Source organism: Bacillus sp. ok061, from assembly GCF_900108285.1.
GTDB classification, from domain to species: Bacteria; Bacillota; Bacilli; order Bacillales; family Bacillaceae_G; genus Bacillus_A; species Bacillus_A thuringiensis_S.
Genome location: NZ_FNUW01000010.1, coordinates 180798 through 203992, shown reverse-complemented (window position 1 = coordinate 203992; position 23195 = coordinate 180798). Strand labels below are relative to the sequence as shown.

The window sequence follows — 23195 nt, the reverse complement described above, 5'->3', positions numbered from 1 at the left end:
CTTACTTTTCATTTATCTATTTCGATTTTACAGCTTGCATTACCTTTTAAAATTCCTACTTAATCATATTTCTATCCAATAGCGCTGAATAACTTCACCAGTACGAGAAGAAACTACTTCATTTTCTAACACACCGCCAGCCTTTTGAATCGTTTTAGCAGAACCGATATTGGATTTATCGCAAGTTATTAACACTTTCTGTAATCCTAATTTTTGTGCTTCAGCTAATGCAAGCTTTAGTTGTTTCGTAGCGTAACCGTGGCGACGTTTATTCGGATGGACACTATATCCAATATGACCGCTTTCCCTTAATAATTCTGGAGTTAATCTATGTCTAATATTCACAAAACCTATAAGTTCTCCTTTTTCAAAACTTAAAAATTGGCTAGATGGTACTCGATTAGTTAGTAAATTTTCTCCTAGTTCTTGTTTACGCACTTTTTCAAACCACTCATCAAGAGAATCAAAATTTTGTAAAGAGCTACTTCCATGTGGTTGTTCCCCTGAGTGTAAAAACGCCTGTCTATACGCCGTAATATGCTCACTATATTCATGGATTGGTTTTATTAGTTTCATTGTTCTTCTCCCCCTCTTCATTCCATAAAACAAACACCTTAATAGCAGCTACTCACTATTAAGGTGTTTCTATCATTTTTATTCAAATAACCCCATACTCAAATAACGTTCCCCTGTATCAGGCGCAATACATAAAACTTTTTTACCAGCGCCTAGACGTTTCGCTATCATGATTGCAGCGTAAACAGATGCTCCAGAAGATGGCCCAACTAATAATCCCTCTTGTCTAGCTAAGTTTCTCATTGTCGTTAAAGCCTCTTCGTCTGCAATTTGAATAATTTCGTTATACACTTCTGTATTTAAGTTTTTCGGGATAAATCCTGGGCTTGTTCCTACTAGTTTATGAGGACCTGGTACACCACCTGATAAAACGGGAGATCCTTTCGGTTCTACTACTGCAATATATAAGTTTGGTAATTTCTCTTTTAACGTTTCACCGGTCCCTGTAATCGTTCCGCCTGTTCCTGCCGTTGCAACAAAAGCGTCAAGCTCTCCATCCATTTGTTCGTAAATTTCAAGCGCAGTCGTATAACGGTGAATATTCGGATTAGCCGGGTTTTCAAATTGTTGCGGGATAAAACTATTCGGTATTTGTTTTTGCAGTTCTAACGCCTTCGCAATTGCTCCTGGCATTCTTTGTTCTGCTGGTGTTAAAACTACTTCTGCCCCGTATGCTTTCAATAAATTGATACGCTCTTTTGACATATTGTCTGGCATAATTAAAATCGCTTTATACCCTTTAGCAGCTGCATTCATCGCTAAACCAATCCCTGTATTCCCGCTTGTCGGTTCAATAATTGTATCTCCTGGTTTGATGAGACCATTTTCTTCTGCAACGTGAAGTAAATTATAAGCAGCACGGTCTTTCACACTGCGCGATGGATTAAACATTTCTAGTTTCACATACACATCTGCTGCGTCTTCCGGAATAAATTTAGATAATCGGACGACAGGTGTATCTCCTATTAATTCCGTAACGTTTTCACACAATTTCATAGCGCATCCCCTATTCTATCGTTTTCTTATCACTTGGCAGTAACCATGAAGTGAGTCCAATTAATGGTAGACAACTACATAATAGCATAATAAATTGCAGGCTATATATATCTGCTAATTTCCCAAGAACTACAGCACCTAATGCTCCAAGTCCAAACGCAAGACCTACGATTAATCCTGACACCATTCCCACTTTTCCAGGTACAAGCTCTTGTGCATATACAACAATTACACTAAAACTACTTGAACTAATAAAACCGATACATAAAAATAACGGTACGACCCACACAAGTGAGACATGTGGTAATAACAGTGCAAGTGGCGCTGAACCTAACATTGAAAATACGATGATATTTTTCTTACCAAATCGATCTGCTAACGGTCCTCCGAAGAAAGTTCCTAACACACCAGCAATCATAAATGCGAATACGAAATACTGGGCATTTTTTATAGATAAACCGTAATGCTCTATTAAGTAAAATTGATAGAAATTCCCGATACCAGCACCGTACCAAGAGCGTACAAAAGTAAGAAAAACAAGAAGTATAATAACGAATTTAATGTGTGTACTTACAATTGCATTTTCCGCCTCAAGTGCAGCCCTCTTCTTCCTTCTTACAGCACCGGTTGCTAATTCATTTTTGTACCAATTCGATACGAAAATTAATAATACAATTCCTACTGCTGCAAATGCTGTAAAACCTAATGAACCAATTTGACCGAGTGGAACGAAAATTAGCGCTGTAAAAATAGGAGCTAGAGAATTCCCCGTGTTTCCCCCAACTTGATAAATTGCTTGCGCTAACCCTCGTTTTGCACCTGCCGCCATATACGCAACACGAGCGCCTTCTGGATGAAAGACCGCGGAACCTAAACCAATAAATAAAACAGAAATAATAACAATAATAAAGTTTGGTGCAAACGCGAGTCCAATCATTCCAAGCATACTTGAAAACATGCCGAGTGGTAATAAAAATGGTGACGGCTTCTTATCTGAATACATACCAAACACCGGTTGCATAATCGATGACGTCATATTTAATGCAAACGCAATCCACCCTACTTGCATATAGGATAAATTCATCGTTTTTTCCAAAATAGGAAACAACGCCGGCACAACTGCTTGCATCGAATCATTTAAAAAATGCCCAAAGCTAATCGCAAATAAAATTCGATATATTGTCGGTGTTTCTACAGTTTTTTTGTGTGAAACTGCCTGCATATGTGAATCTCCCCTTTCTGTACAAAATATATATTTATTACAGTAGGTGTAATAAATTCTGACTTTTGAAACATTTCTATTCTATACTGCTTTCATTTCTTTTTCCAGAAATATAACTTAACTCCCGTCATTGGCTTGCATCCTTGTAACTTTCAGCGGTAAAACAGTACAAAAAAAGACAACCCAATCACATACTGGGTTGCCTCTTACATTAAATTGCAAAATGCTTATACTTCTCGTAATCACTCGTCTTACATTCTATTTGTAATTTGGTACCTTCGTTTTCGTAACTCGTAGATAAAACGTGTGCATGATTATTGAAATACGAAACTACCTGTCCTTGATCATATGGAATTAACATTTCACACTTCGTATATTCTTTATAGATGTGTGAGCGAATCATTTCTACAAGTTCTTCAATTCCAACATGTTTCTTCGCTGATAAATAAACGCGATCTTCTTGCACTTTCGGAATTTCAACATCTACCATATCTGATTTATTATAAGCATAGATCGTTGGAATATTTTCTACTCCAATTTTCTTTAACGTTTCATTTGTAATATCAATTAATTGTTCATAATTTGGATTTGCGTAATCTACAACGTGAATAAGTAGGTCTGCTTCCGCTACTTCTTCTAACGTTGAACGGAACGCCTTCACAAGATGATGTGGTAATTTACTTACAAATCCAACTGTATCTGTTAATAAAAATGATTTATTATCTGGCAAATCAATATTTCGTACAGATGTTTCTAACGTCGCGAATAACATATCTTTTTCAAATACTTGTTTTTCTTCTGTACCATTATAAATTTCAAGCATTGCATTCATCGTCGTTGACTTTCCTGCATTCGTATAACCTACTAATGCTACAACAGGTATTTCATTTTTCTTACGCTGCTTTCGCTGCGTTTGACGCTGGGCAACGAGCGCTTCTAAATCTTTATTCAAAACTGAAATTTGTTCTTCAATTTTACGACGGTCTAACTCTAACTTCTTTTCACCGACACCTTTATTTTTCGTACCAACGCCGCCGCTCTGTCTCCCTAACGATTCACGAAGACCGATTAAACGAGGCATCATATACTGAAGGTGTGCTACTTCTACTTGTAGCTGTGCTTCTTTCGTTTTCGCACGTTGCGCAAAAATATCTAAAATTAAAATGGTACGATCAATTACCTTACAATCTAAATCCTCTTCTAAATTTCGAATTTGTGAAGGAGATAATTCATCATTAAAGATAACCATATTCGCATCTATTTCTTGTACATACGCTGCAACTTCTTCAATCTTTCCTTTTCCGATATAATGCGATGGATTTACTCGTTGTAAATTTTGCGTTACTTGCCCAATTACCTCTACATCACAAGCTTCCGCAAGATTTGTTAACTCTTCCATCGAATATGCAAAATCATCTTCATTACCTACATTTACTCCAACTAAAACTGCTCTTTGTAATACTTCTTCCATATATTTATTCCTCCATTTCGATTACGTAAAATAAAAAACACAGGTCGCTGCCTGTGTTTTCGTAAACGGATAAGGGTTCACCAAAGAAATAGAAGAAAGCTATGCTTTCATCCTATTTTATAGTCAAAAAGTCCCAAGATTGTATACGTATCCACAGTAAGTGTTCACTTATACAATCCCATTCTATTTATAAAGGCAAAACAAAAAGAGGGCGTATTCGTCCCTCCCTCTTTTTCACATATAAGCTTAATAAAGGGTTCCTTTAAAATAGGCAGACCAATCCCGTTCACTCTGTACACAGACAGAGCCTTTGAGCGCTATTCAATTATTGGCACAAAGTATTGAGACGTAATCTGATTAAGATCAAAGGAAGCCCCTCCGTTCATTTTAAGTTACATAAAGTGTAGCATAAGTAATTCGCTTTCACAAGGTTTAACAACCTATATCATACTAAAGAAAATCTTTATATTTTTACTTTAATCTTCATTTTTTGCGAATTTTTCTCACAATAAAAATAACAAAAGCAATTATCAATTTTAGAAACTTCTCGTATATTATTTTTACAGCACTCGCCAAATTCCTTCATAGTAAGTTAAGTATTATCGTTTTAATACAACAAAAATCTTTATTGACATTTTTATAACCTAATATTAGTATCAGGTTATAAAAAATAAAAGTTAGGAGATGTTCCTATGCATTCTAAATCTCGTATTACTGCAATTGGTACTTATGTTCCAGATCAAATATTGTCTAATAACGATTTAGAAAAGATGGTCCATACGAATGATGAATGGATTGTACAAAGAACAGGAATAAAGGAAAGAAGAATCGCTAGTGACGAAGAATACTCCTCAAACTTAGCCATTAAAGCAATTAAAAATTTATGTACAACATATAAGAAAAACTTAGAAGATGTCGACTGTATCATTGTCGCTACTACTACTGCTGATTACGTTTTCCCTAGTGTTGCTTGCCAAATACAACAATACTTCAACATACCTCATACACTAGCCTTTGATTTAAATGCAACTTGTGCTGGTTTTACATATGGACTACACGTCGGTAATAGCTTAATCACTTCTGGATCACATGAAAAAGTACTTGTCGTAGCGACAGAGACATTATCTAAAGTTACTGATTATAGCGATAGAACGACCTGTATTTTATTCGGTGATGGTGCTGGAGCTATTTTATTAGAAAGAGATGAAGACACCCCAAGCTTTATCGCTGCTCACATGGGAACAAACGGTGATGGCGGCATTCATCTATATAGAACAAACTTATCTACTACTATGAATGGCACACCACTGCAAACAAATGAAAAAATCGTTCAAAATGGAAGAGAAGTATATAAATGGGCAACACGTACAGTGCCAAAAGGCATAAAAGATTTAATACATACCGCAAATATGCAAGTAGATGATATAGACTGGTTCATACCCCACAGCGCTAACTTACGAATGATTGAATCTATTTGCGAAAAATCTCAAATTCCAATACAAAAAACATTAACGAGCGTGGAATATATGGGGAATACCTCTTCAGTCACCATTCCACTCGCTTTAAATTTAGCTATAAAAGAAGGAAGGTTAAATAACGGAGACACACTTTTACTATACGGATTTGGTGGCGGACTTACGCATTTAGGACTTATTGTAGAGTGGAATTTAATTTAAGTGTATAAAAAGAGGTTCTAGTCAGTAACTAGAACCTCTTTTTCATTTAATTTCTTGCCCCTTTTCGAGACCATATCACAACAGGAATAAGTAATAACGCTAACACGCCTCCAGCCAATGACAATGCCGCATAACTTGAATTCGCTACTACCATACCTGACATTGCTCCACCAGAAGCTCCAGCTAGCGCAATAAAAACATCTATTTTCCCTTGTGTTTTAGCACGTGTAGACGGTGTTGTGGAATCAACGATTTGTGCTGTACCACTTATCAATCCGAGGTTCCATCCTAGCCCAAGTAAAGACAGAGCAACGATTAATAATAATAAAGAATCACTTGGCGCTATCGCAGCTATGACACCCGCTGCAAGTAAAATCACTCCACCAGCTATGCTCATTGTAGTTCGGCCAATTTTATCAATTAACATTCCTGTAACGAGAGATGGAAGATACATTGCACCTACATGAAAACCTATCACAAGTCCTACCGCACTTAAACCGTGACCGTGGTGTCCCATATGAACTGGCGTCATCGTCATAATCGCAACCATCACTATTTGCGTAAGTATCATTACGATTGCTCCAACTGTAATACCTCGTTTATTTTCTTTCGCTTCTTCTGTTATTGGTTGTCCTTTATATGTATGTTCCTGTTTATATCTTTCTATTATGTTAGCAATAATCAAAGGATCTGGACGAAGCATAACAAAAAGAACTAGACCCGCCAGTATAAATGCTGCTGCCGATAGTATGAACGGACCTGCAAGTTTAGGAACTCCAATTGAATGAGCAAAACTTCCCATTACCCCTACTAAATTTGGTCCTGCAACTGCACCGAAAGTCGTCATTACCATCGTAATACTAACAGCCGTTGCTCTCTGCTTCTTATCTGCTAAATCTGTACCTGCATAACGAGCTTGTAGATTCGTGGCTGTACCGGCACCATATATAAGTAAAGAAATAAGTAAAAGAATAATACTATTTGTTAAAGCTGCCATTACAACACCAATTGCTCCAAATCCGCCTACTATAAACCCTGTTGCAAGACCTATCCGGCGTCCATATCGTTGCGAAAGCTTCCCTACTATGAAAGCTGCGAATGCCGATCCTAATGTAAACATAGCAGTTGGTAATCCTGCAAATGCATCTGTTCCAAGCATTTGCTGCGCAAGAAGTGCTCCCACTGTAATACCAGCAGCTAGTCCTGCACCGCCAAACATTTGTGAAATGCTGACGATTATTAACGTTCGTTTGTATAGTTTTTGTTGCTCTTCTTCTGTGTACACATGATTATCTATTAAAGCCCCTGCCTTATCTAGCAATTCCCCATCCTCCTTTTAAAATTAATCCCTCTTGTTAATGTACTATGTATAACGTTACATATTCAATGGCATTTCCCATTCCTTCCTTTCATTCTAAAAAACTTTCTAATCATACTCGACTTATCCCATGCTATATTAAAAATACTAATATTCACAATATGCAAGGAGAAAACAATGAAAAAAACAGTAGAATTATGTGAAGCTTGCAAACATGATCCAGTATATAAAATAGAAGAATCCGATCAAGCAAATCAACCTTATAAATTATGTAACCAATGTCATGAGCGTCTTATTTCGTTATCTTTACATCCTAAAGAATGGTACCACCTTGTAATGATTCACTCACCTTATAAATATTATTTGCATGATAGTTTTTATGAAGAAGATGGTAAAGCGAAGCAACCAAAATTAGAGATGAATGAGCACAAACTTACACCCGTCCCCACTTTAGAAGAAGTTCGCTCTAGTTTAGAGGAATTACTTGATTACACCATGACTAGATGGTTTCTTCAAGAAGCAGAAATTGAAGCTCTTAATAGGTACGATCAAAACGAAGTACTAGATGCTGTTATAAATCGCTTTTCAAACACAATGAATGGTGTAATTAAAACTAGATTACTTGAGATTGTTATATGTATACTAGGAGAATTCGCCTCAGATTGGATAAGAAAACTGTGGAAGGCATTTGATGAAGATTTACTTGCACCTCTTTCTCACGCTGCAGCTTATTGTTTACCATTTGAAGAAGCCTTTCCTTTAGTAATAGAAAGGCTAAAAACAGTATTAAAAAGTGAGCTTCCGACCACTTCCTTCATTTGTCTGCATTCTTTTCAATCCTCAGAAACATTAGATTGGATAGAGGAACATGCAGTATCATTTCATAACGATTGGGCGCGATTAGCTGCAGTATCACAACTAACTTGGAGACGAATTAAATCTTGGCTAACAAAAGGACACCCTTTAAGTTTAATAGCACTTGATGCAATGGTTAGCTGTATACCTGCAAATGAAGATGTACTACATGAAATGGCTCCAAAAATTTTATTAACAGATCCGTCAGAAATAAAGTCAACCTTAATAGCTTACAAACAAAGAGACAATGTTCCAACTGTCAAAAGAAGTGTTGAAACTATTTTAGAAAACAAGACAGAAATATTTCAATACATGAATCCTTTACAAATATCTATCAAAAAGAAACCACAAAACTTTTTAGTTATGGATGGCACAGTACAAATCCATGAAAACAGACTGGATGAATACGTAAACTTCATTAATACAAACAACTTTACTGATGTTTACATTAATGATCTTAGGTATAGTTTGCACCATATTAATTTTCTTGAACGCTGCCCGCAAATTGAAAGCTTACACATTAGTAGTATATATATTACTGATTATTCAGCCCTATATAAATTAAAAAACTTAAAATCTTTATCACTAGAAGAACCACAAGTTCCACTAAACTTAACAGAGCTAGAAAGCTTTACAAATTTAGAGGAACTTCACATACAGTGTAATAAAAACATTAAAGGCTTCGAATCTTGTCCTAACTTAAAAGAACTATACATTCGGAAATACAAACCGAAACAAAAGAACCTTGAAGAATTAATGTCTTTACAAAAAATTGAAAAACTAAGCATTACACAAGGGAACATTAATTCATTAAAAGGATGTAGGTCATTACCTAAATTAAAGCATTTAGAACTCAATTATTTAAGAAATTTAGAGCATATTGATGAAATTGAAAACAATGCTTCAACTTTAAAATACATCGAATTCGACCATTGCAGTAAGCTTAAAAACCACGAATATTTGCGCTATTTAACGGAATTAGAAACTCTCATCTTATCAAGTTGTGGTAACATACGAAATCTACAATTCATTAAAGAACTACAAAAATTAAAACATTTAAGCTTCGTGGATTCTACGATTGTAGACGGAAATTTAGAATCTTGCGTCGGAATTGATTTTGTTGGTTTTAATAATAAAAGGCATTATAGTCATAAATTTAAAGAATTAAATCCAGATTTTTCATACTAACGTAAGGAAAACAGGCTATAGCAGCCTGTTTTTCTTTACGCTTCTTCTACTAATCTTCCCCTTCTCTTTTTACTCAAAGCTTTCCCTTCCCAAAACAACAAACTTACGAAAGCACAAATTAAAATAATTGGCACACTTGCTTTATATAAATCTGTAAAACTCATTGCCATCTGATTCTTGGCATAATGATTCACATCATTCGAAAATGTGAGTACCTCTTTCTTTATACTTTCCTCTTGTTTTTCAACTTCTTTTGTCACTTGCCTCATAACTTCTTCTCTTTTTACATCTCTATATTCTACTGGAACTTCTCTTAATATTTCATCCGTCTTGTCGCGAATCAATTCTTCCTTTTTCTCTTTACTTAATCCCATTGTCATTGCATTTTGTTTCTTATTTATATTCGACTCTAAACTTTGATTCTCTATTTTCTCTTTAGTCATTTGTAAAATTTCAGTTTGCTCAGCACTATTCACATGAATATTACGCACCTTTTCTTCTGCATAACGATATACTTTTTCTTTATTTACAGTTAAATTGTGAGTTAAATTAGAGACAAATATTGCAACCGCCAATACAATTCCAACTTGTCGTAACATTGATACAACACTTTGAGAAGCAGTTAACAGTTCTCCTTCAAATGAAGAAGCACTTAAAACTGTAATTGGCCCCACTACTAAACCATATCCAACACCTAATATCATACATGGAATAATAATTTCTATATTTGTTGAATTAACATTGATTATTTGCAACCAATAGTAGGAAAGCCCCATAACAAGAAATCCTGACAAAATAATAGTTACTTTTCCGAGTTTTTCAATTAAAGTTGCTGCAACTGGTGAGACAAAAAATATCATTGCTGAAATTGGTGTCACTAAAAAAGCCGCTTCAATTTCCGTTCGACCTTGTAGTTTCGTCAAGAAAGTTGGAAGCAATACAGTAACTCCAATTAAAAATAAATTACTCAATATAACAACGATTGACGCTCCGACAAACATTCGATCTTGAAATAACTTTAAATTCACCATTGGATTATGAATCTTTCGTTCTACTAAAACAAATAGAATAAGAGAAATAGTGCTAATTGCATAACAAGACAAAGCAATATTACTTTGCCATCCCCATGTATTACCTTTTACTAATATGAGAGTAAATGAAAAAATTGCTGTGCTACTTAATAGTAGTCCTATCCAATCTATTTTTGAGATAATACGTTCTTCATTTTTTATTTGTAGCATGATGCAACATAACACGATTCCTATTATACAAACCGGAACATTAACGAAGAACACCCATCTCCATCCTAAATTTTGCGTAATAATTCCACCTATTACTGGTCCCATAGCAGCTGACAATCCTTGTGTTACTCCTAAAATTGCAAGCGCAACATGCCTTTTAGCTAACGGCATAGCTGATACACCAATTACCATACTTGTTGGAAATAAAATTGCTGCCCCAATACTTTGTATAAAACGAGAAAAAATAAGAAAATCACCTGTATTAGCAAAAGCGCAAAGTGCCGATCCACCACCAAAAATCACCAGACCAAGAATATACATCTTTGCTTTTCCAAAGATATCAGCTATCCGCCCTAACGGAATGGCAAGTACTGCAATCGTCATTGTATAAACATTTAATACCCAAGACATCTTTTCTAACGAAGTATTTACACTCGATTGTATTGCCGGTAAAGCTATATTCATAATTGTCGTATCAATCATACAAAGAAAGATACCTAGACACATTAAAAAGACAATCTTAATACCCTTTGATTGCTCCATCTTTATATACCCCTTTATTTATTGTGAACGCGTTTTTCATTCTTCTGTTTTATTGTTTTCTTTCGCCTCTAACTCTTCTAATTTTTTCTTCAAAGTCTCCACTTGTGCACTATACGATGCAATACCTACATCTAGTGAAATTTCTTCGACGAAAGTAATACCTACTCTCCACTTTTCATATTTCAATCGAAGATCTGCAATGTACGCTTCTTTTCTTTCAATTTCATCTTTAATCCATTTTTTTATTGTTACATCATCACTATAGTTACCAAAATACATTCTCATTAAAAAATCCGAACGTAAAACATCCTTCTCTACAGGTGTCTGCATGTATTGATAAAATTCTTCACGCCCCTCATCTGTAATAAAGTACATTTTCTTATTCGGTTTTCCCTCTTGCATGACAACCTCTTTTTTTATTTTCCCTTCATTCTCCAATTGTCGTAACGTTGGATAAATCATTCCAAAACTTCCATCAAAAAAATGAGTAAATACGTCTTCAAACACAATTTTAATATCGTAACCAGACAATTCCTTTTCCATTAATAAACCTAAAACAACATCTCTTCCCTTCAAAGTAAAACCCCCACATAGTATATAATCAATAATCATATTAACAATGTTAATATGATTATTGATTATATACCTTATTCTGTTAATTGTAAAATGTTTCTAAATAAAAAAGCCCCATAATTTGGTTTCACCAATTCACAGGACCATTTTCTTTTTTACTCTTTAACACCTACATCTTGCAAAACTTCGATATCCTCTTTCATTTCATAATAATAAGAAGGCAATTCTATACCATGTTCTAAGAAATAATCCTCAATGAATGAAATAATAATTTTTAACGTTTTCACACGAGCATACAATTTATCGTTACTTTCAATAATATGCCACTTCGCATTTGGCTTACTTGTTTTTTCAAACATGTCTTCCATTGCTTCAACATATTCATCCCATTTTTCACGATTACGCCAATCTTCGTCTGTAATTTTCCATCTTTTCAAAGGATTTTTCTCTCTATCTTTAAATCTCTTTAACTGTTCCTCTTTACTTATATGGTAGAAGAACTTCCCTATTATGTAATGGTCATCTGTTAGTAGTTTTTCAAAATCATTAATCTCATCATATGCTCTCATCCACTCTTCCTTTGTAGCAAATCCTTCAACACGCTCAACTAACACACGACCGTACCATGAGCGATCAAAAATGGTGATTTGCCCGTACTGTGGAATTTTACGCCAGAAACGTTGCAAATAATGGTAACGTTTTTCATGAGGTGCAGGCGCTCCAATTGGATTTACTTGGAACCCACGCGGGTCAAGATGTTCCGTCACCCGCTTAATTGCCCCACCTTTACCAGCCGCATCCCATCCTTCCATAACAAGCATAACCGCGATTTTTTCTTCTTTCAAAATTTGCTGTAATGCTAATAAGTGCCTTTGATATTTTTCTAATTTCTTATTGTACTTAGATTTTGATTCAATTTTTTTCGTTAAGTCTACTTTAGCAAGATGTCCATTTTCCATAAAACAAATCCCCCTTGTTGTATGACAATGTTATTTTAACATATTTTTGGTAATTTTTTCATATCCTAAATAGCTGTGTAGAAACATCTCTACACAGCTTCCTCCTCTAATTTCACATATATAAGCACATTTAACTACATTAAAATAAATAATTTATACAGAACTCTTAGTATATTCTTTTTATTAAAACATAAAAATAGCCCTTTTAAAAAGAGCAGTAATCTAAGTATAGAAAAAACAAATTTATTCTTTCTTACTACATACGTAATTATGCCAGCTATAAGAGTAGTGAATAAGATATTGATTCACTACTCACAATAACCACTTTACATTATATGGTATATTTACTCGTAAAAAGAGGATAATAACAAGTAAATCCATTAAAGAATGGGAGCTCTCAAAAAATGAAACGAAAAATATTAACTCTCTTTACGCTTATATGTTTAGCACTACCAATGCAAGCTAGTGCTTACACATTTCAGTCACTACCGATTGCGTCAAAGTCTAAACAATGGTATGTCGAAATTGATAAATCTCATAACTCAAACAAGCAAGCAATCCAGCCAAAACAAGGTGTATTTGATACGTATAGTTTACTCGTAAAAAACATCGGTCATGATGTATCAAACGTATCTGTGGAAATACTTGATAACAATCCTACCTCTAAAGCTACCTTTAAACCTACTACACCTAATGAAAATATTTCTAAAAGTCATACAAGCTTTGACTACATGGTATTCCCATTAGACTTTAATAGTCATAATTTTAAAGTTGTGATCACTTGGGAAGAAAAGAATTTCTCTTATAACGGCCATCCGGTAAATGAAGGTGAAAAAATGAAACAAACATTTGTATTTAATGAAGAATAAGTCCTAATTTCTTTAGGGCTTATTCTTCTCTTTTGAAACCCGCTTGTATCGCTTCCGTCACTTCTTTTGTGATTTCCAATTCTGTTGCTTCCATACTAATTTTCTTGTGCCAAATATGTACGGACGGTTTTTCATTACAAAGATGTTTTATTAATACTAATTGATTATATGCTAGATTATTTTCTATATGGGTAGCGATACAGACTGTAAAATTGTTCGCTTCAAAGACCTTTTCTTCCAAAATGTATTTACTCTCTAATTGCCTTGTTACTATATCTTTCAAGTTTTCTATAGTCATGCATATCCCCCTCTTTTCCCATATAATCAATTAAATCGACGAATACTCGGTACAGACAATGCAATTCCAATTGTTAAAATTACTAAACTAGCTAGTGTTATAATAGTTATCTCGCCACCTATGACAGTAGCTAACCAACCTACAACTACATACCCTAATGGCAATAAAGCAAAAGAACCCAACATATCAAGGCTTGCCACCCTTCCGAATGCTTCTTCCGGTACAAGTTCCTGTAAACTCGTTTCCCAAATGAGTCCAAATATCATCATGCCAAATCCTTCAATTGCCATTAAGAATATTAAAGCGGGTGCCCAAGAAATGAATGGCATAATTAATAAAGCAATACCACTAATTAAAACACCTCCATAAGCCAGTAATCCTCTCTTATGCCACCGCTCTTTCCCACCAAATATTAATGCGGCAATTACAGCCCCACCACCAGAAAAGGCCATGCCAAGTCCATACACGTAAGCTTCAAAATGATGATGAACATTAAATAACCACGGAATTAATACGACGATAATGCCGGCATAACAAATATTTATAAAAGAAAAAACTAAAATTGTAATCCACAGCCACGGATGACTTTTTAAAACTAAAACACCTTCCATAAACTCTTGTTTGTAATTAAGCTTACTCTTTTCAATGGGTTTTACTTTTTTAAACTTAATTTCTTTTAAAAATAATAAACATAAAAATGATAATAAGTACGTTACTGCATCTAGGCCGAAACCTATCCCTGCAGACGCAACCGATACGATTAACCCACCAAGTGCTGGCCCAATTAATCGTATACCTTGATTACTCATTTGAGTGAGTGCGTTAGCTGCATTACGAATTTCAGGAACGAATACTTTTGCCCTTACAGCAGAATATGCTGGTTGGAATATCCCTTCCATAAGTCCGTATAAGGCTACGAGAATATATAAAACTGTAATTGTTAATAAATCCATAAATATAAGCGATGCAAGTAATAGCATTAATATACAGCGGAGTATATCCGTAAATAACATTAATTTAACCCGATCAATTCGGTCTACAATTAAACCTGCAAACGGTAAAGCGAGAATATTAGGTAGCATGTACATTGCCATTGTCATCCCCATCACAACTGTTGAGCCAGTTAATGAATACACAACAACTGGAAGTATGACCATAGTTATCGAACTGCCTAAGGCCGAGAGTAATTGTCCAATCCATAAAAAGTTAAAATGTGGTGACGCTTTAACTGGCGATAATAATTTGCCAACATACCCTAAATCTTTTTCTCTTTGTAATTCCCCTTGCATCTTTCTCTCCTCTTTTCAAATGATTATAGACTTCATAATAAAGTGCCGAAAATTAATAATATTCTATTTTAATTATATAAGAAACTATTATGTTATGGTAAAATTATCAAGAAAAATAAAGGAGAATACATTACAATGCCTTCAAATTCACATAACATCGAGCACCGCATCTATACAATGTGTATGATCCAACGAAATAATGATGTTTTACTTATAAAACGCCCCGACCATCGAGGTTTTCCTGGCTACATCGCTCCTGGCGGAAAAGTAGATTTTCCAGAAAGTATCGTTCAAGCTGCTAAACGAGAAGTAAAAGAAGAAACTGGATTACTTGTTTCAAATTTAACTTTTAAGGGATTAGATGAATACGTAAATCCGAAAGAAAATGTTCGATATATGGTATTTAACTATTGGACAAATTCATTTGAAGGTGAACTCCTTTTGAATCCTCCTGAAGGCGAATTATCCTGGATACCAATCGATACAGCACTACATCTTCCTATGCAAGATTGGTTTAAAGAGAGATTCCCATTATTTTTTGAAACAGGCACTTTTGAAATTCAACGTGTTTGGGATAATGAGCTAAATAAACAAATTTCTATGACAATTACCCATACATAAAAAAAGCTTGGAAACCTGTCCAAGCCTTTCTTACTTCTAAGTAATTTTTTCAATCTTATAATGAATATGTAAAAATTTAAGTCCAAATATCCACATGCTATGATGAGCTGTTAACATTTTATCCTTATCCTCTGTAATGACGAAAGTCTCTGCTAGCGGTAAACGTATTGTAAAGAAACGAGTATGTAAATAAATACCCTCATCTCCCTTACCATTTCTTCTTAGCTTACTAGTAATGATTAAATCATTACTCTTATTACATAATTTCAAAATCCCTGTCATATTCGAATATGGTAAAGGTAATGCAATATTCATGTATGTCTCGTTCTTATATGTATGCTTTGAATAAAGAGCTACAAAAATAGATTTACCTGCTTCATTTTTCCTTAGCCAAGCCCTTACATTCTCTCTTCCGTCTTTCTCATCCATTACACCAATGATAGAGCCATGCATCGTTTCCCACTTGCCGCCCATCCCTAAATGTATTTGTCCCACACGCTTGCTCATTTTCTCATAACAAAATGCAAACGGGCGGAACCAACGAGCCCATTTAATATTTGATTGCAACTCATACTCTGTTGTGTTTTCATAAAAACGAATAATCCTTAAAGGAACCTTCGTCACATCAAATGACTCACTATGAAAGTCATTTACTTTATCAACTAAACCGTTGTATTCCTTACTGTCTACTAAATTGCTGCTATATAAATAAGCCTCACCAATTGCCACATTTCCTCTTAACTTACTCATTGGTTTCCCATAGTATTTATAATTCGGAACACTCTTTTCGATCATCCAGCCGACAAATGCCGGTAACGCTACTCCAATTCCGTTGACAACACCGTGAATCCAAACCATTTGAGCAATTGTAATCGTCAATACATGCTTCAAATTCCCGTATGAATATATGAGTGAGAACATAATTGTAACCATGAGTGTACTAGACGAAACGATTAGAAGAATCTTTGCACTGATAGCATTAAATTTTGCTCTCCAAACGTAAAATCCATACCCATAAATCGCACATAAATATAGGAACACTGCAAAAAATTCAAATATTCTTGAGTATGTAATTCCTATTGCAACTGTCATAGGTGAAATCATGATGATAAACATAATAACATCATACACTTTACTTCTCTTTTCTCTTTTTCTCCCTATTAAACCAGCTGATAATGGCAATAGAAACGCCGAATAATGAAAATGTGCAGCTGTGAGTAAAACAATGTCAGAGCTAAAATGCATAATTGAAAGTTTTGCTACTGAAGCAAAAAACCAAAAACCACCTAAAAACAAATAAATAAATGCACTATCTATGGCGGTCTCTTCTAACGGCTTCCATCCCCTTTCTAGCAATCTACTTACACCAAATAACGCAACAATTCCTGTATATACAAACCAAACTAGCGCAAATAAATAGTGATTTGTGAAGAAAGCTAGCATTGCACAAATTGCTGCGATTGGATATAAAAACGATACGAATTTATAAAATAATAAATGCGAACCATCTCTTTTTCTTTTATCAACAATACAAAATGATATTGGTATAAATGATAAAATAGATAATAATATAATTGCTTCAACAGGGTTTATATTCGACCACTCATATATTAAAAAAACAACATAACAAGCAAGCCCAAATATTATATTTTTCATATCGTTTAGTTCCTTTCCACAAATGTTCCCTTATATGAAAAAAGCGAGCCAATTAACGGGTTTCGTACTTGTACATGAATTCGAAAACACTGTAGTGTTGCATCATAACTTTCAACAATTTTTGCTTCACCATACAAGAATTTTGGCAACGGCATTTTTCTTCCAAACATATAAAACCATTGTTTCTTTGAAGAAATATGCATTGCCCCTAACTCATCGATATGAAAATGTAGTGTAGAAACGAGTAAATGTGGTTCGCCAAAATAATCTACAATTTCATTTTCGTTTTCATCCAATTGCATAACTGCGTTAAAATATCTTTTCTTATTATGAAAATAAAAAGTACGGTTCCACCTTACTAATTCTTGTCCATATTCATCTCGCTCAGCTATGTTTTGTATCGTAAATGGAATTTCCTCTCCTCGTTCCGAGAAAAACATTCGAAACTTCGATGCAATTTTCAATATAAATTTCACGAAAAAAGAACCACCGTAAATTCCATCCATCTTTCCTTCTCCTATAAAACTATTCTCTTCTGTAATCGCATAACGCTTCTGCAATTCAGGATGAAGATTTTTATAGGTATCCCCTAATAATCGTTCATACATATTAGCCATACACTTATCCCTTTCTCGCCCTCTTGCAATTTTTCGCGCTTGGTAAATCAAAACTATTTATATAACCGATAATTGATAACCCCATTAGAAGAACATTTAATGTAATCGGATTAAACGGACCTGTAAAGCTTTTGATATCCGTAAACCCTGCCGCTAATGTTAAAACTAGTAACACAATAATATGCAGTATAAATAATTTTCGTTTTGTTAGTGGCAACAGCCATACGACACCGAAAATTATTTCTAACACCCCAATTATTTTAAGTATACATACACTACTTTCATTTGAACCAATTAATACAGAAAGCATCTTTACTTCTTCTAAATGAGTAAACAGTAGTTTTGGCACTATCCCTTGATATATCCATACAAAAGCAAATAAAAAACATACGAGCCAATACGTCATTGTTCTTCTAATTAGTAACCTAGGATGAAGCCCCTTTTCTACCCATAATTTTAAGGCATCAAAACTCCAAGCGGTCGCCCAACCTAATAACGGACGAAAAATATAGGAATCTATTACATTTCCTATACGACCAAATCTTGTATCATAATCATATTGTGTCTCAAAATGGATGTATTCTTTATTCGGCGTATACTTCCAATAACCACGTCCTATTTGAATAAGAGATAATGTATTATCCGTCCAAAATTTTAAAGAAGAAATTCTTTCACCAGTTTCTTTTCTTATTTCACCTATTGATTCCCCTTCTCCAGCTATTTCAAGCCCAAATCCAATCTTTGTTTTATACAAAAACTTCTGTGGTTCTCCTTCTTTTTTCTCTAAATACGAAATTTCAGTAAAGCGAGCATCCCACTCTGTATGTATATCTGGCTCTTGCGTATATTCCCATAATTTTTCCATCGTCGTGTTCATTTTTGTCGCAACATAAATAGGCTGTTTCCTTTTCATTCTCCCACCTCCTATGCACTATAAGTTTAATGTACATGCAATGAATTTATTTTGCTACATTTTTCACAAACTTTTTCTGAAAAAGAAAGAATTTTTAAAATATATATAAAACACTTGATTCCCCGAAAAATTTAAATTATTATAAAACAAATGTTACCAACAACTTCATAAATCAAACACTCTCGCCTAAAACGTGAGATAGAGGTTGCGATACTTATGAGTATTCTAATGGAGACACAGAGATGTCTATGAACTTAGATGAAAGGAAGTATTGCCGAAATTGATAAATTTCTCTGCATTTATCAATTGGGGCTGTTTTCGAATAGAAACAGAACTGTCATATGTACAGACGTGTACGTATGAAGAGCTATCTACAAAAAAGAGATATCATTTTTTATGATATTCCTTTTTTGGCGGTTTTTTTATTAGCTCCGTTTTCTGTTTCCCTTTTCCTGTAACAGCACCATCCTCACTTATTTGAGATGGTGTTTTTTGTTTGTCTTTCTGGTAACTACAGGAGTATTGGGATTTATATATTTCCTAATCTATTCTTAAAAATAGACGAAAGAAGGAATTTGTAATGGAAACAATTGTTCAAAAATTTGGTGGCACTTCGGTCGGAAGCGTCGAACGCATTCAACATGTAGCAAATTTAATTATTGAAGAATATGAACGAGGTCATAGCATTGTCTCTGTCGTTTCAGCAATGGGAAAAAGTACAGATGAACTTGTCGCACTCGCTAACGCTATTACAGAAAATCCAAGTAAACGTGAAATGGATATGCTTCTATCTACAGGAGAACAAGTAACTATTTCATTATTAACAATGGCACTGCAAGCAAAAGGCTATCATGCAATTTCATTAACAGGATGGCAAGCTGGTATTACGACAGAATCTGTACATAGTAGTGCACGGATTACTGACATTCATACAGATCGTATTCAATCTTATCTTGCTGAAGGCACGATTGTTATCGTAGCTGGTTTCCAAGGTATAAGTGTAAAAAATGAAATTACAACGCTTGGCCGTGGTGGTTCTGATACGACTGCTGTCGCACTAGCCGCTGCACTTAAAGCAAAAAAATGTGATATTTATACGGATGTGACAGGCGTATATACGACGGACCCACGAGTTGTAAAAGATGCTTACAAATTAGATGAAATTTCTTATGACGAAATGTTAGAGCTTGCTAATCTCGGTGCTGGCGTATTACACCCGCGCGCTGTTGAGTTTGCTAAAAATCATAACGTAGTTTTAGAAGTTCGCTCAAGTATGGAACAAGAAAACGGAACAATTGTAAAAGGAGAATGTAACATGGAACAACAATCAATCGTTAAAGGTATTGCATTTGAGGATAACATTACACGTGTCACAATTAAAGGACTAGAACAAGGCTCGCTTTCAACAGTTTTCTCTACATTAGCAGCAGCACACATTAATGTAGATATCATCATTCAAAGTATTACAAATGAAGGAACTGTACATCTCTCCTTCTCCATTCACTCGAATGATTTAAGAGAAACTTTAAAAGTTTTGGAACAAAATCAAGAAACTCTTCACTACGAATCTGTAGAACATGAAAATCACTTAGCAAAAGTATCAATCGTAGGATCTGGCATGGTATCTAACCCAGGTGTCGCTGCAAATATGTTCACTACTTTAAAAGAAGAAGATATTCATATTAAAATGGTAAGTACATCAGAAATTAAAGTGTCTGTCGTTATTGACCGCCTTCATTTAGTAACAGGCGTTGAGGCGCTGCATCAATCATTTATGGCGAAAATTGAGCCTTTCGTGCAAATGAGCTAATTTGATATGTTTAGTAACGCTTATAAAAAAATCATATTAATCTACTTCCTTCCTCTTAAATAAAACGCTGTTCGTTAACAAGATGCTATATGACATATAAAAAAACACCTTGTCACCTTTTCATATACTATGACAAGGTGTTTTTGACTGAAAGGAATTTGTAACTACTTAGTAGTATAATTATGAGGATGATTAAATAATAAACTTTTATACATAAGGAGATAAGACTATGGCAAAAAACAAATTACTACGAATGGACAATGTCAGCATCGTTGTAGAATCCCTTGATAACGCAATCTCTTTCTTCGAGGAGATTGGCTTGAACCTCGAAGGGCGAGCCACTGTCGAAGGTGAATGGGCTGGTCGCGTAACTGGACTCGGCTCTCAGTGCGTAGAGATTGCTATGATGGTCACTCCAGATGGCCACAGTCGAATTGAACTTTCGCGATTTCTCACCCCACCTACTATATCAGATAACCGAAATGCTCCTGTGAACGCTCTCGGTTATCTACGCGTCATGTTTACCGTTGAAGATATTGACGAAATGGTATCGAGACTCACTAAGCATGGTGCAGAGCTCGTTGGTGAAGTAGTTCAGTACGAGAACTCGTATCGTCTCTGCTACATTCGTGGAGTCGAAGGAATTTTAATCGGTTTAGCAGAAGAACTCGGGAATAAATAAGTAATGTTTTATAAGAAGTCTTTACTAAAGTAAAAATATTTGAAAGAAATTCTCGCTTCATAAAACTTAGATTTTGCACCCCGTTCTAGCTTTAGAACGGGGTTATGCTTGTTTGAACTTTTTAACAAACTATCAATATCCTAAAATCATTATGAAACAATTCAATTACTTCTTATACTCTTTCCTAGGAAATATAACTGATTCTTCTCACCTCTTATCATATATATCTTTTCTTTTAAAAAACGATCTGAACTCATTCAAAATAACTTTCTTCACGTCAGAGTAAAAAACTATCATGAATAGTGCTATTCCTAATAAAATTTCTTGCATTCCTTCATAATCAACGAAAGCACTTAAAATTAGCAAACCAAATCCAATATAAAAACCAAACTCATTCTCTTTCTCAAAATCCTCATCTTCTTCATCAATATGTATTTTTTCTTTAATATTCTGTTTCCCTTTTATTAACTCATCAAGCGTAACATTGTACATTTCGCTTAGTAAAATTAGATTGTCAATATCAGGATAACTTTTATCATTTTCCCATTTGTATACTGCTTGCCTTGTCACACCAATCTTTTTAGCAACATCCTCTTGCGAAAACCCCTTTGATTCTCGTAGTTTTTTTAGCTGTTCTCCTATGCTCATAACGTCCCCTCCTTTAACAAATTATTACATAAAAAGAGATATAAATGAAAGAAACCATTAGTAAAACTCTCTGTAAACCATTCGTTTACACAATTAAAAAAGAGGGAATAGCTCTATATTTAAGCTATTCCCTCACTTCTATTAAAACAGATGAATGTTTTCTTTTTTACAAGCTGCACGTAAATCGTCAGGCCATACAGAAGATTGAACTTCACCGATATGTGCTTTACGTAAGAAGTACATGCACATTCTTGATTGTCCAATGCCACCGCCGATTGTTAATGGTAGTACGTCTTCTAATATACCTTTATGGAAATCATACTCACGTTTGAAGTCTTCACCAGTTTTCGTTAGCTGCTCATCAAGCGATTTACTATCAACACGAATTCCCATTGATGATAATTCAAATGAAGATTGTAGTACTGGGTGCCAGAATAAAATATCACCGTTTAATTTCCAATCGTCATAATCAGCCGCGCGTCCGTCATGCTTTTCACCTGAACGAAGTGCATCACCAATTCCAATAATAAAGACTGCACCGTGTTCTTTTGCAATTGCGTGTTCACGATCTTTCGGTGTTAATTCTGGATATTTATCTTCTAGTTCTTGAGAAGTAATGAAAACAATCTCTTCTGGTAAATACTTTCCAAGGAACGGATATTTTTCAAATAAGTGATCTTCTAAATCTTTGAATATTCCATAAATTGTTTGTACTGTTTTTTGTAAGTAATCGACAGTACGCCATTCTTTTTGAACGATTTTTTCCCAATCCCATTGGTCAACGTAAATGGAATGCGTTGCATCAAGTTCTTCATCACGACGAATCGCGTTCATGTTTGTATATAAACCTTCACCAGCTTCGTATCCGTATTCATGTAATGCAAATCGTTTCCATTTCGCTAGTGAATGAACAATTTCTAATTCTTCTCCTGAATGTAACATATCAAATTCAATTGGGCGTTCTACACCGTTTAGGTGATCGTTTAATCCTGATTTTTTCGTTACGAATAATGGTGCAGATACGCGGAATAGTTCCAGGTGTTTTGCTAATTGGTCCTCGAAAAATGTTTTAACTTCCTTAATTGCGATTTGAGTCTCTCTTACTGTCATTAATGATTGATACATGGTGGTTTCCTCCTAAAATGTTTGGATGTTGTGAAAAGAAGCCAACAAA

Annotated in this window: 21 protein-coding genes and 1 riboswitch; of the genes, 6 read left to right on the top strand and 15 right to left on the bottom strand. The window is 34.7% G+C overall.

Annotation, left to right across the window (positions count from 1 at the left end; all coding sequences use genetic code 11):
- Nucleotides 1–63 precede the first annotated feature (63 nt).
- The 4 genes from C4S65_RS15740 to hflX form a co-directional block, all read right to left on the bottom strand.
- Nucleotides 64–576, bottom strand: coding sequence for a GNAT family N-acetyltransferase (locus tag C4S65_RS15740; protein ID WP_103945286.1), 513 nt, complete (start codon nt 574–576; stop codon nt 64–66).
- A 78-nt stretch (nt 577–654) separates the two neighbouring features.
- Nucleotides 655–1572: a cysteine synthase A gene (gene cysK / locus C4S65_RS15735; RefSeq protein ID WP_000762271.1), complete on the bottom strand. Its 918-nt coding sequence runs from the start codon at nt 1570–1572 to the stop codon at nt 655–657.
- A 10-nt stretch (nt 1573–1582) separates the two neighbouring features.
- Complete coding sequence (locus C4S65_RS15730; RefSeq protein ID WP_001149399.1) at nt 1583–2794, bottom strand: MFS transporter; 1212 nt, start codon at nt 2792–2794, stop codon at nt 1583–1585.
- A 211-nt stretch (nt 2795–3005) separates the two neighbouring features.
- Complete coding sequence (gene hflX / locus C4S65_RS15725) at nt 3006–4265, bottom strand: GTPase HflX (protein ID WP_000393283.1); 1260 nt, start codon at nt 4263–4265, stop codon at nt 3006–3008.
- A 692-nt stretch (nt 4266–4957) separates the two neighbouring features.
- Here hflX and C4S65_RS15720 point away from each other — a divergent pair.
- Entirely contained in the window at nt 4958–5941 is a 984-nt protein-coding gene (locus C4S65_RS15720; protein WP_016513032.1) for a ketoacyl-ACP synthase III, read from the top strand.
- Nucleotides 5942–5987: 46 nt separating this feature from the next.
- On the opposite strand, the gene C4S65_RS15715 is transcribed toward C4S65_RS15720, so the two are convergent.
- A complete protein-coding gene (locus C4S65_RS15715) occupies nt 5988–7262 on the bottom strand; it encodes an MFS transporter (RefSeq protein ID WP_061666792.1) in 1275 nt (424 codons plus the stop codon).
- Between the two features lie 174 nt (nt 7263–7436).
- Here C4S65_RS15715 and C4S65_RS15710 point away from each other — a divergent pair, with 174 nt between their 5' ends.
- Nucleotides 7437–9302, top strand: a complete 1866-nt coding sequence (locus C4S65_RS15710; protein ID WP_061666793.1) for a hypothetical protein — start codon at nt 7437–7439, stop codon at nt 9300–9302.
- 35 nt (nt 9303–9337) lie between these two features.
- Here C4S65_RS15710 and C4S65_RS15705 read toward each other — a convergent pair whose 3' ends face one another.
- The 3 genes from C4S65_RS15705 to C4S65_RS15695 all read right to left on the bottom strand — a co-directional run bounded on the left by C4S65_RS15705 (nt 9338) and on the right by C4S65_RS15695 (nt 12618).
- Nucleotides 9338–11086: an MFS transporter gene (locus C4S65_RS15705; RefSeq protein WP_061666794.1), complete on the bottom strand. Its 1749-nt coding sequence runs from the start codon at nt 11084–11086 to the stop codon at nt 9338–9340.
- A 36-nt stretch (nt 11087–11122) separates the two neighbouring features.
- Entirely contained in the window at nt 11123–11662 is a 540-nt protein-coding gene (locus C4S65_RS15700) for a PadR family transcriptional regulator (RefSeq protein WP_000678333.1), read from the bottom strand.
- Nucleotides 11663–11814: 152 nt separating this feature from the next.
- A complete protein-coding gene (locus C4S65_RS15695) occupies nt 11815–12618 on the bottom strand; it encodes a UDP-galactose-lipid carrier transferase (RefSeq protein ID WP_061666795.1) in 804 nt (267 codons plus the stop codon).
- A gap of 404 nt (nt 12619–13022) precedes the next feature.
- Between C4S65_RS15695 and C4S65_RS15690 the strand changes: the two genes are divergently transcribed.
- Entirely contained in the window at nt 13023–13487 is a 465-nt protein-coding gene (locus C4S65_RS15690; RefSeq protein WP_000823334.1) for a hypothetical protein, read from the top strand.
- Between the two features lie 19 nt (nt 13488–13506).
- Here the strand turns inward: C4S65_RS15690 and C4S65_RS15685 are convergent, their stop codons facing one another.
- Together C4S65_RS15685 and C4S65_RS15680 are read right to left on the bottom strand one after the other, a co-directional pair.
- Nucleotides 13507–13785, bottom strand: coding sequence for a hypothetical protein (locus C4S65_RS15685; RefSeq protein WP_061666796.1), 279 nt, complete (start codon nt 13783–13785; stop codon nt 13507–13509).
- A 26-nt stretch (nt 13786–13811) separates the two neighbouring features.
- Nucleotides 13812–15074 (bottom strand): MFS transporter, encoded by a 1263-nt coding sequence (locus C4S65_RS15680; protein ID WP_001161201.1) that lies wholly within the window; start codon nt 15072–15074, stop codon nt 13812–13814.
- Between the two features lie 135 nt (nt 15075–15209).
- Here C4S65_RS15680 and C4S65_RS15675 point away from each other — a divergent pair, with 135 nt between their 5' ends.
- Nucleotides 15210–15695: an 8-oxo-dGTP diphosphatase gene (locus C4S65_RS15675; protein WP_061666797.1), complete on the top strand. Its 486-nt coding sequence runs from the start codon at nt 15210–15212 to the stop codon at nt 15693–15695.
- A 36-nt stretch (nt 15696–15731) separates the two neighbouring features.
- Here C4S65_RS15675 and C4S65_RS15670 read toward each other — a convergent pair whose 3' ends face one another.
- Genes C4S65_RS15670 through C4S65_RS15660 form a run of 3 tightly spaced genes read right to left on the bottom strand, consistent with a single transcriptional unit; the run spans nt 15732 to nt 18881 of the window.
- A complete protein-coding gene (locus tag C4S65_RS15670) occupies nt 15732–17351 on the bottom strand; it encodes a YndJ family protein (RefSeq protein ID WP_098515806.1) in 1620 nt (539 codons plus the stop codon).
- A gap of 5 nt (nt 17352–17356) precedes the next feature.
- On the bottom strand, nt 17357–17968 hold the full coding sequence (locus tag C4S65_RS15665; protein ID WP_000002645.1) for a DUF4166 domain-containing protein: 612 nt from the start codon (nt 17966–17968) through the stop codon (nt 17357–17359).
- Between the two features lie 4 nt (nt 17969–17972).
- Nucleotides 17973–18881 carry a DoxX-like family protein gene (locus C4S65_RS15660; protein ID WP_000823942.1) on the bottom strand — a complete coding sequence of 303 codons (909 nt, stop codon included), beginning with the start codon at nt 18879–18881 and terminating at the stop codon, nt 17973–17975.
- 191 nt (nt 18882–19072) lie between these two features.
- Nucleotides 19073–19259, top strand: a riboswitch (Lysine riboswitch).
- Nucleotides 19260–19461: 202 nt separating this feature from the next.
- Between C4S65_RS15660 and C4S65_RS15650 the strand changes: the two genes are divergently transcribed.
- Nucleotides 19462–20691 (top strand): aspartate kinase, encoded by a 1230-nt coding sequence (locus C4S65_RS15650; protein WP_000448036.1) that lies wholly within the window; start codon nt 19462–19464, stop codon nt 20689–20691.
- A gap of 229 nt (nt 20692–20920) precedes the next feature.
- Nucleotides 20921–21373 carry a VOC family protein gene (locus tag C4S65_RS15645; RefSeq protein WP_001107267.1) on the top strand — a complete coding sequence of 151 codons (453 nt, stop codon included), beginning with the start codon at nt 20921–20923 and terminating at the stop codon, nt 21371–21373.
- A 207-nt stretch (nt 21374–21580) separates the two neighbouring features.
- Here C4S65_RS15645 and C4S65_RS15640 read toward each other — a convergent pair whose 3' ends face one another.
- Nucleotides 21581–22021 (bottom strand): helix-turn-helix transcriptional regulator, encoded by a 441-nt coding sequence (locus tag C4S65_RS15640; protein WP_000021949.1) that lies wholly within the window; start codon nt 22019–22021, stop codon nt 21581–21583.
- Nucleotides 22022–22162: 141 nt separating this feature from the next.
- Nucleotides 22163–23146 carry an aspartate--ammonia ligase gene (asnA, locus tag C4S65_RS15635; RefSeq protein WP_086406589.1) on the bottom strand — a complete coding sequence of 328 codons (984 nt, stop codon included), beginning with the start codon at nt 23144–23146 and terminating at the stop codon, nt 22163–22165.
- Between the last annotated feature and the right edge of the window lie 49 nt (nt 23147–23195).

Bases quoted from the DNA above. Each gene is read 5' to 3' on its own strand.
- C4S65_RS15740 (WP_103945286.1), bottom strand. From the start codon at position 576: ATGAAACTAATAAAACCAATCCATGAATATAGTGAGCATATTACGGCG.
- cysK (WP_000762271.1), bottom strand. From the start codon at position 1,572: ATGAAATTGTGTGAAAACGTTACGGAATTAATAGGAGATACACCTGTC.
- C4S65_RS15730 (WP_001149399.1), bottom strand. From the start codon at position 2,794: ATGCAGGCAGTTTCACACAAAAAAACTGTAGAAACACCGACAATATAT.
- hflX (WP_000393283.1), bottom strand. From the start codon at position 4,265: ATGGAAGAAGTATTACAAAGAGCAGTTTTAGTTGGAGTAAATGTAGGT.
- C4S65_RS15720 (WP_016513032.1), top strand. From the start codon at position 4,958: ATGCATTCTAAATCTCGTATTACTGCAATTGGTACTTATGTTCCAGAT.
- C4S65_RS15710 (WP_061666793.1), top strand. From the start codon at position 7,437: ATGAAAAAAACAGTAGAATTATGTGAAGCTTGCAAACATGATCCAGTA.
- C4S65_RS15705 (WP_061666794.1), bottom strand. From the start codon at position 11,086: ATGGAGCAATCAAAGGGTATTAAGATTGTCTTTTTAATGTGTCTAGGT.
- C4S65_RS15695 (WP_061666795.1), bottom strand. From the start codon at position 12,618: ATGGAAAATGGACATCTTGCTAAAGTAGACTTAACGAAAAAAATTGAA.
- C4S65_RS15690 (WP_000823334.1), top strand. From the start codon at position 13,023: ATGAAACGAAAAATATTAACTCTCTTTACGCTTATATGTTTAGCACTA.
- C4S65_RS15685 (WP_061666796.1), bottom strand. From the start codon at position 13,785: ATGACTATAGAAAACTTGAAAGATATAGTAACAAGGCAATTAGAGAGT.
- C4S65_RS15680 (WP_001161201.1), bottom strand. From the start codon at position 15,074: ATGCAAGGGGAATTACAAAGAGAAAAAGATTTAGGGTATGTTGGCAAA.
- C4S65_RS15675 (WP_061666797.1), top strand. From the start codon at position 15,210: ATGCCTTCAAATTCACATAACATCGAGCACCGCATCTATACAATGTGT.
- C4S65_RS15670 (WP_098515806.1), bottom strand. From the start codon at position 17,351: ATGAAAAATATAATATTTGGGCTTGCTTGTTATGTTGTTTTTTTAATA.
- C4S65_RS15665 (WP_000002645.1), bottom strand. From the start codon at position 17,968: ATGGCTAATATGTATGAACGATTATTAGGGGATACCTATAAAAATCTT.
- C4S65_RS15660 (WP_000823942.1), bottom strand. From the start codon at position 18,881: ATGAAAAGGAAACAGCCTATTTATGTTGCGACAAAAATGAACACGACG.
- C4S65_RS15650 (WP_000448036.1), top strand. From the start codon at position 19,462: ATGGAAACAATTGTTCAAAAATTTGGTGGCACTTCGGTCGGAAGCGTC.
- C4S65_RS15645 (WP_001107267.1), top strand. From the start codon at position 20,921: ATGGCAAAAAACAAATTACTACGAATGGACAATGTCAGCATCGTTGTA.
- C4S65_RS15640 (WP_000021949.1), bottom strand. From the start codon at position 22,021: ATGAGCATAGGAGAACAGCTAAAAAAACTACGAGAATCAAAGGGGTTT.
- asnA (WP_086406589.1), bottom strand. From the start codon at position 23,146: ATGTATCAATCATTAATGACAGTAAGAGAGACTCAAATCGCAATTAAG.